The sequence below is a fragment of the Streptomyces sp. NPDC002130 genome (assembly GCF_040296465.1).
Taxonomy (GTDB): Bacteria; Actinomycetota; Actinomycetes; order Streptomycetales; family Streptomycetaceae; genus Streptomyces.
The window spans coordinates 24,983-31,106 of record NZ_JBEOXI010000080.1; the positions used below are offsets into that span (position 1 = coordinate 24,983).

Below are 6,124 nucleotides of genomic sequence, written 5' to 3' on the forward strand. Positions count from 1 at the left end.
GGTGTGACCCCGGCGCATCCGGAAAGTCATCGGCCGAGGGGCCGCCCGGCGGTGACGCGGTACTGCCGGGTCACCCTGCCGACCGCCGGCCTCTGCGGCGGAACCAGCTCAGCAGGCCGTGGGGAGGGGTGCAGCCCGAGGGCGCGGGCCGGTTCGCCGCCTTGGTCGGGGGTGAGGCGGGGGGCTCTGGCTCTGATGGCGGGGTCGGCGAAGGTGCCTTGGTCTCGGGGTCGTGCCGGCGGGCCGTCTCCATCGTGTGGGTCAGGTCCGCGCGGAACCAGGCCACCTCGTCCGGCTCACTCGCCGTCATCAGCGTTCGGGCCAGCTCGGCGGTGGGTGAACCGGGCGTGCCGTGCACCGGGAGCCGGGGGCGGCGGCGGGCCAGGCGGGCACGCTCGTCGGGGTCCTGGACGACGTCCGCCACGTCGGCCGGGTCGAGGAGGGAGGCGACCGCTGCCGCGTGCGCCCACGGGTCGTCGCCGGCCTGCCGCGTCAGGAACCCGACGTGACGCCCCCGCCAGTTGCGGGGCCGCCGGTCCATTCCGGCCTTCAGTCCTTCCCGGATCTCCGGAGGCGTGCGGCGGGCGGTCAGCAGCCGGGCGTTGCACCTCTCGGCCGCGAACTGCCGTAGCTCTTCGGCCAGATACAGCCATACGACGGTCCGATAGCGATTCAGGTAGAACGTCACCGGAACCAGCAGGCCATAGCGCGCGAGGCTCGTGAACCTCGTGGGCGCCACCCCCATGAGCTCGGCGCCCTCCGTGGTGCCGGCGGTCGCGACGCGTTCGCGCAGGGCGCCCGGGAAACCGTCCCCGGAGCGCAACCGGTCGATCTCGGCCCGGGCCACATGCCTGCCCCCGCCTCCTTCGTCGGGAACGGTCCGGACGATCCCCAGGTTCACCGCGAGGTCGAACTCGCGCCGCTTGAGCTCCAGTTCACGGGCGGCCCGGCTCGGGGCGCAGGTGGTGCGGTCGGATGTCGTGCTGATGCGTGCCATGGTCGGTCTCCCCCGTGGAGTCAGCGGCTCACGCCGTGTGCGGTGGCCGTGTGCCGTGGCCGTGTGCGACGGCCACGAAAAAACCGTAGCCGCTTCGGCGGATCTCATGGCGAGCCTGTGGATAACTCCACGGGGGATGACGAACGTGCAGGTCAGAGGTCTGTGATCGGTTTTGGTCCGGGCTGGCGCGCATCGACGTCGAGACGCTCGCCGACCCGGTTGACCAGCAGTGTCATCTCGTAGGCGATCTGGCCGATGTCGGCCTCCGCGCCGCTGAGGACGCACAGACAACTGCCCGTGCCGGCCGCGGTGACGAACAGCACCGCGTCGTCGAACTCGATCATCGTCTGGCGTACGCTGCCCGCGCCGAAGTGCCGTCCGGAGCCCTTGGCCAGGCTGTGCAGCCCGGACGACACGGCCGCGAGGTGCTCGGCGTCCTCGCGGCGCAGTCCGGTGCTCGCGCCGGTCACCAGGCCGTCGTTGGACAGGACCAGTGCGTGTCGCACTTCGTGGACGCGCTCGGTCAAGTCGTCCAGCAGCCAGTCGAGTCCCTGGTTCTGCGCCATCTTCCGTTCTCCCCGTTTTCTCCCCGTGCGAATTTCCTCCTGGCCGGAGGATCTCCTTGTCAGCCTTCCCCACGACATCGGTCGGGGCAAGGAGGATGGGAGCCATGGCAGAGAAGATGACCGACGCGCAATGGCGGGAGTTCGTCTCCCATGGAACCCGTACCGCAAAGCTCTCCACGGTCCGGGCCGACGGCGGCCCGCACGTGGTTCCGATCTGGTTCCTCCTGGACGGCGACGAGGTGGTGTTCAACACCGGCAAGGACAGCGTGAAGGGGCGCAACATCGTCCGGGACGGCCGGATCGCCCTGTGCGTGGACGACGACCGGCCGCCGTACTCGTTCGTGGTGCTGCGAGGCCGCGCCCGCGTCTCGGAGGACCTCGACGAGATACGGCACTGGGCGACCCGGATCGGCGCGCGGTACATGGGCGAGGAGCGCGCCGAGGAGTTCGGTGCGCGCAACGGCGTCCCCGGCGAACTCCTCGTCCGCGTCACCGTCGACAGGGTGCTGGCCGAGCGGGACGTCGCGAACTGACCGCGGGCCCCGTCGTCGCTCAGCCGACCGAGTCGAGCAGCCGGGCGGTGTGCATCCGCCCGGCGTACTCGACGAGCCGGATCAGCACCTCCTTTCCCGAGTCGCGGTCACGGGCGTCGCACAGCACCACGGGTGTGCCCCTGTCGAGGTCGAGTGCGCGCGAGACGTCCGGGGCGCCGTGCCGCCGGGCGCCCGCGAAGCAGTTGACGGCCACGACGAACGGGATGCGCCGGTGCTCGAAGTAGTCGACCGCGGGGAAGCAGTCCTCCAGGCGGCGGGTGTCCGCGAGGACCACCGCACCGAGCGCCCCCTGCGACAACTCGTCCCACAGGAACCAGAAGCGGTCCTGGCCCGGCGTGCCGAACAGGTACAGGGAGAGGCCGGACCGGATGGTGATGCGTCCGAAGTCCATGGCGACGGTCGTGGTGGTCTTGTGGTCCACACCGTCGGTGTCGTCCACCGACTGCCCTGCTTCGCTGAGGAGTTCCTCGGTGCGCAGCGGCCGGATCTCGCTCACGGCGCCCACCATGGTGGTCTTGCCCACGCCGAATCCGCCGGCGACCAGAATCTTCAACGCCAGCGCGGCGGTCTCGCCGTCCGGGGCGTCGGAGTGCTCGGAGACCATTGATCACTTCTCTCAGGAGTGCCGGGTGTCGGGAGTGCGTGGGTGGTGCGGTTTTCCGTCGGTGCGTCGGGGCTACAGCGCTCTCAGGCCCTCGATCACCTCGCGCAGGATGCGTTCGTCGGGCAGCTGTGCCGGTGGGACGGGACGGCTGACGGTGACGCAGCCGAGTTCGAGGAGATCACCGAGGAGGACCCTGACCACACCGACCGGCAGGTCCGCGCCTGCGGCGAGTTCGGCGACCGACTGGGTCTCCGGGCGGCACAGGTCGATGAGGTTGCGGTGTTCCGGGCCGAGCGGGGCGTCGTCCACTCCGGGCGCCCCCGGGTCCAGCGTGACCAGGGCGATCAGGTCGAACCGTACGCCGGTGGGGCCGGGCCGGGTACGTCCGCCCGTCATGGCGTAGGGGCGGACGAGCGGACCGGCCTCGTTGTCGTACCACTGGCTGCCCTGCTCGCGCGGGGTGCCCGTCATGTCCTCGGTCATCTGCACGGACCGTTCTCCCGGTTCATCCGGCGGCGGGTGGCCGCGCGGCCGTGCGGGGCGCCGTGCCGAGGTGCTCGCCGACGCGTTTGACCAGGCGGGCCATCTCGTAGGCCACGAGGCCGATGTCGGCGGTGACGGCGGTGAGGAGGGCGAGGCAGGAGCCGTCGCCCGCGGCGGCCACGAACAGGAAGCCCTCGTCCATCTCCACCATGGTCTGGCGGACTCCGCCGGCGCCGAAGTGCCGTCCCGCCCCCTTGGCGAGGCTGTGGAAGCCCGAGGCGACCGCCGCGAGGTGCTCGGCGTCCTCGCGGCGCAGGCCGGACGAGGCGCCCACGGCGAGGCCGTCGTTGGACAGCACCACGGCGTGCCGGATGTCGCTCACGCGGAGCACCAGATCGTCCAGCAGCCAGTCCAGTTCGCCGGATCGCCGGGCGGACTGTGTGCTCGGGTCCTGGATCATGCGGGGTCTCCTTCGCTGCTGTCGCTGCCCGTCGCGGGGCCGGGAGTGGTACCACGGCCGGGATGCCTGCCGCCGCCGCGCGCCCAGCCGTCGCGGTAGGCGGCCATCCGATCCCGTACGAGTTCGGGCGTTCGCTCGTCGTCCCGGGGAGCAGGCAAGGTCGGCTGTTCCTCGGGGCGCTTGTCGCGCAGTTGGGGAGCGAGGCTGGCCTGACGTACGCGGCGCGGAAGGTCGTCGGAGTCTTCGGGCTGCTGCGGTGGGCGGTGCAGTCGCAAGGTGGCGACTCCTGGGGGTGGGGTCTGGCTCGGGGTCTCCAGGTGACGCGGGCCGTCCGCGTGACCTGAGGTTTCCGTGTGTCGCGAAGTCTCCACGCGAGGGGAGAGATCCGCGTGGGGCGAGGTCTCGGGCTCCGCGGCGGCCGGTACGGGGGCCACGAGGGCGCGCCGGTCGCTCCGGGCGGGGACGGCGTCCTGGAGCGGGGTGTCGTCGGGCACGCGCGCGTAGGCGCGCGCCTCGGACTGCCGCGCGGGTTCCACCGCTTCGGGGGAGCGTGGTGCCGCGCCCGTGTGAAGGAGAGCGGTGGGCAGCAGGACGACCGCGGTGGTGCCGCCGTACGGGGAGGTCCTCAGGTGGACCTTGACGTCGTGCCGGGCGGCGAGCCTGCTGACCACGAACAGGCCGAGCCGGTCGCTGTCGAACAGGTCGAGCGCCTCGGACCGGTCGATGCGGCGGTTGGCTTCGGCGAGGGTCTCCTTGCCCATGCCGAGGCCGCGGTCCTCGACCTCGACGGCGTAGCCGTTGCCGACGGGTTCGCCGGTGACGCGTACACGCGTGTGGGGCGGGGAGAACTGGGCGGCGTTCTCGATGATCTCGGCCAGCAGATGGGTGAGGTCGGCGACGGCCGCGCCGACGACGGCCGCCTCGGGGAGTTGCCGTACCTCCACGCGCGCGTAGTCCTCCACTTCGGAGACGGCCGCGCGGACCACGTTCGTCAGGGAGACCGGCATGCGCCAGGCACGGCCCGGGGCGGCCCCGGAGAGGATGATCAGGCTCTCCGCGTGGCGTCTCATACGGGTGGTGAGGTGGTCGAGGCGGAAGAGGTCGCTCAGCTCGTTCGGATCGTCGGAGCGGCGTTCCATGCTGTCGAGGAGGGCCAGCTGCCGGTGGACGAGGATCTGGCTGCGGCGGGCGAGGTTGACGAAGACGCCGGAGATTCCGCTGGCGAGTTCGGCGCGTTCCACGGCGGCCCGCAGCGCTGCGCGGTGCACGGTGGTGAGGGCCTCGGCGACCTGCCCCGTCTCGTCCTCCGCGGGCGCTTTCGGCGGGGCCTCGGCGCGGATGTCGATCTCCTCGCCCGCGCGCAGTCTGCGCATGGCGTCGGGCAGTTTGCGCCGGGCGATCTCCAGGGCGCTGTTGCGCAGGCCCTCCAGTTCCACCACGAGGCCGCGGCCGATGCGCACGGAGATGACGAGCGAGGCGGCGACGGCGGCGAGGCCGAGCAGGACGGCGGCGCCGGCCGGGGTGAGCAGTCCTCGGGTGAACGGGTCGGCCCGCTCGGCGACCCCGCGTGCCGCGTCGTCCTCGATGGTGCGCATGCCGTTCTGCACGCGCGCGTGTGCGGTGTTCCAGGTGCTCTCGGGTGCCGCTTCGACCGCCTTCGCGCCCGGCCCGCGGCTGAGGACGACGTCCTCGGCGTCGCCCAGGCCGGCGTAGGCGCTGCTGTCGGCGAGGGTCTCCCAGGCGGAGCGTTCCACGCCGCTCAGGTCCGCGACGGCCGACTCGGTGAGGGTACGGCGCAGGTCGACGGCGCCGGTGAAGAGCCGCAGCCGCTCCCCCGTCAGGGTGCCGTCCAGGCGGGCGCTGTCCAGCAGCGCGTCCTCCTGGGCCAAGGCCTCGCCAGCGCGGGCCAGTTCGAGCAGCACGCGCGCGTCGGATCCGAGGTCGGCGTCCCGGATGCCGGTGAGGGCGCCTCCGACGCCGAAGGCGGCCGAGATGGTCCGGGTGTAGCGGTCGTACGTCTCGGCCCAGCCGGCGCGCCGGTCCCGTACCGCGGTGCGCAGCGGCCGCAGTTGCTCGGCACCGGAGACGAACGTCTTCAGCCGCTGGGCGACTCCGGCGGGCAGTTCCCCGCTGTCGGCGACGGTGGTGCCCTGTCCGAGCCGTAGTTTCGCGACGGCCCGGTCGGTGCGCCGGGCGAGCTCGTCCAGTTCGTCGGTCCGGACGGCGGACGGGTCGGTGGCGTGACGTACGGCGGCGGCGCGTTCGGCCTGGAGGGCGGTGACGGCGGCGGAGACGGGAGCGCGGACCGTGGCGTCGACGCGCTGGACCTGCCGCAGCCGGGAGACGTCCTGGGCGGTGGTGACGGTGGCGTATCCCCACAGGGCCAGGAGGGCATCGGCGACGGAGCTGTTCCGCGACGCGCGGGATTTCCTGCTCGAACACCGCGAGGACTACCCGACC

At 72.3% G+C, this 6,124-nt stretch carries 7 protein-coding genes; 1 reads left to right on the forward strand and 6 read right to left on the reverse strand.

Annotated elements, in window-relative coordinates; translation table 11 throughout:
• Window positions 1-70 precede the first annotated feature (70 nt).
• Together ABT116_RS17545 and ABT116_RS17550 are read right to left on the reverse strand one after the other, a co-directional pair.
• A complete protein-coding gene (locus tag ABT116_RS17545) occupies window positions 71-997 on the reverse strand; it encodes a DUF6397 family protein (RefSeq protein WP_351633949.1) in 927 nt (308 codons plus the stop codon).
• Window positions 998-1,149: 152 nt separating this feature from the next.
• The gene (locus tag ABT116_RS17550; RefSeq protein ID WP_351633952.1) at window positions 1,150-1,563 is read right to left on the reverse strand and encodes a roadblock/LC7 domain-containing protein; all 414 of its coding nucleotides are present in this window, start codon (window positions 1,561-1,563) and stop codon (window positions 1,150-1,152) included.
• Between the two features lie 104 nt (window positions 1,564-1,667).
• Here ABT116_RS17550 and ABT116_RS17555 point away from each other — a divergent pair, with 104 nt between their 5' ends.
• The gene (locus ABT116_RS17555) at window positions 1,668-2,096 is read left to right on the forward strand and encodes a PPOX class F420-dependent oxidoreductase (protein WP_351633954.1); all 429 of its coding nucleotides are present in this window, start codon (window positions 1,668-1,670) and stop codon (window positions 2,094-2,096) included.
• Between the two features lie 19 nt (window positions 2,097-2,115).
• Here ABT116_RS17555 and ABT116_RS17560 read toward each other — a convergent pair whose 3' ends face one another.
• The 4 genes from ABT116_RS17560 to ABT116_RS17575 all read right to left on the reverse strand — a co-directional run bounded on the left by ABT116_RS17560 (window position 2,116) and on the right by ABT116_RS17575 (window position 6,051).
• The gene (locus ABT116_RS17560) at window positions 2,116-2,721 is read right to left on the reverse strand and encodes a GTP-binding protein (protein WP_351633957.1); all 606 of its coding nucleotides are present in this window, start codon (window positions 2,719-2,721) and stop codon (window positions 2,116-2,118) included.
• A 72-nt stretch (window positions 2,722-2,793) separates the two neighbouring features.
• Complete coding sequence (locus tag ABT116_RS17565; protein WP_351633964.1) at window positions 2,794-3,204, reverse strand: DUF742 domain-containing protein; 411 nt, start codon at window positions 3,202-3,204, stop codon at window positions 2,794-2,796.
• A 22-nt stretch (window positions 3,205-3,226) separates the two neighbouring features.
• Window positions 3,227-3,664: a roadblock/LC7 domain-containing protein gene (locus ABT116_RS17570; protein WP_053674298.1), complete on the reverse strand. Its 438-nt coding sequence runs from the start codon at window positions 3,662-3,664 to the stop codon at window positions 3,227-3,229.
• Complete coding sequence (locus tag ABT116_RS17575; RefSeq protein ID WP_351633967.1) at window positions 3,661-6,051, reverse strand: sensor histidine kinase; 2,391 nt, start codon at window positions 6,049-6,051, stop codon at window positions 3,661-3,663. The genes ABT116_RS17570 and ABT116_RS17575 overlap by 4 nt, the downstream gene beginning before the upstream one ends.
• Between the last annotated feature and the right edge of the window lie 73 nt (window positions 6,052-6,124).

What these genes read in the sequence shown, in the direction of transcription:
- ABT116_RS17545 (WP_351633949.1), bottom strand. Translation starts at nt 997, where the DNA reads ATGGCACGCATCAGCACGACATCCGACCGCACCACCTGCGCCCCGAGC.
- ABT116_RS17550 (WP_351633952.1), bottom strand. Translation starts at nt 1,563, where the DNA reads ATGGCGCAGAACCAGGGACTCGACTGGCTGCTGGACGACTTGACCGAG.
- ABT116_RS17555 (WP_351633954.1), top strand. Translation starts at nt 1,668, where the DNA reads ATGGCAGAGAAGATGACCGACGCGCAATGGCGGGAGTTCGTCTCCCAT.
- ABT116_RS17560 (WP_351633957.1), bottom strand. Translation starts at nt 2,721, where the DNA reads ATGGTCTCCGAGCACTCCGACGCCCCGGACGGCGAGACCGCCGCGCTG.
- ABT116_RS17565 (WP_351633964.1), bottom strand. Translation starts at nt 3,204, where the DNA reads ATGACCGAGGACATGACGGGCACCCCGCGCGAGCAGGGCAGCCAGTGG.
- ABT116_RS17570 (WP_053674298.1), bottom strand. Translation starts at nt 3,664, where the DNA reads ATGATCCAGGACCCGAGCACACAGTCCGCCCGGCGATCCGGCGAACTG.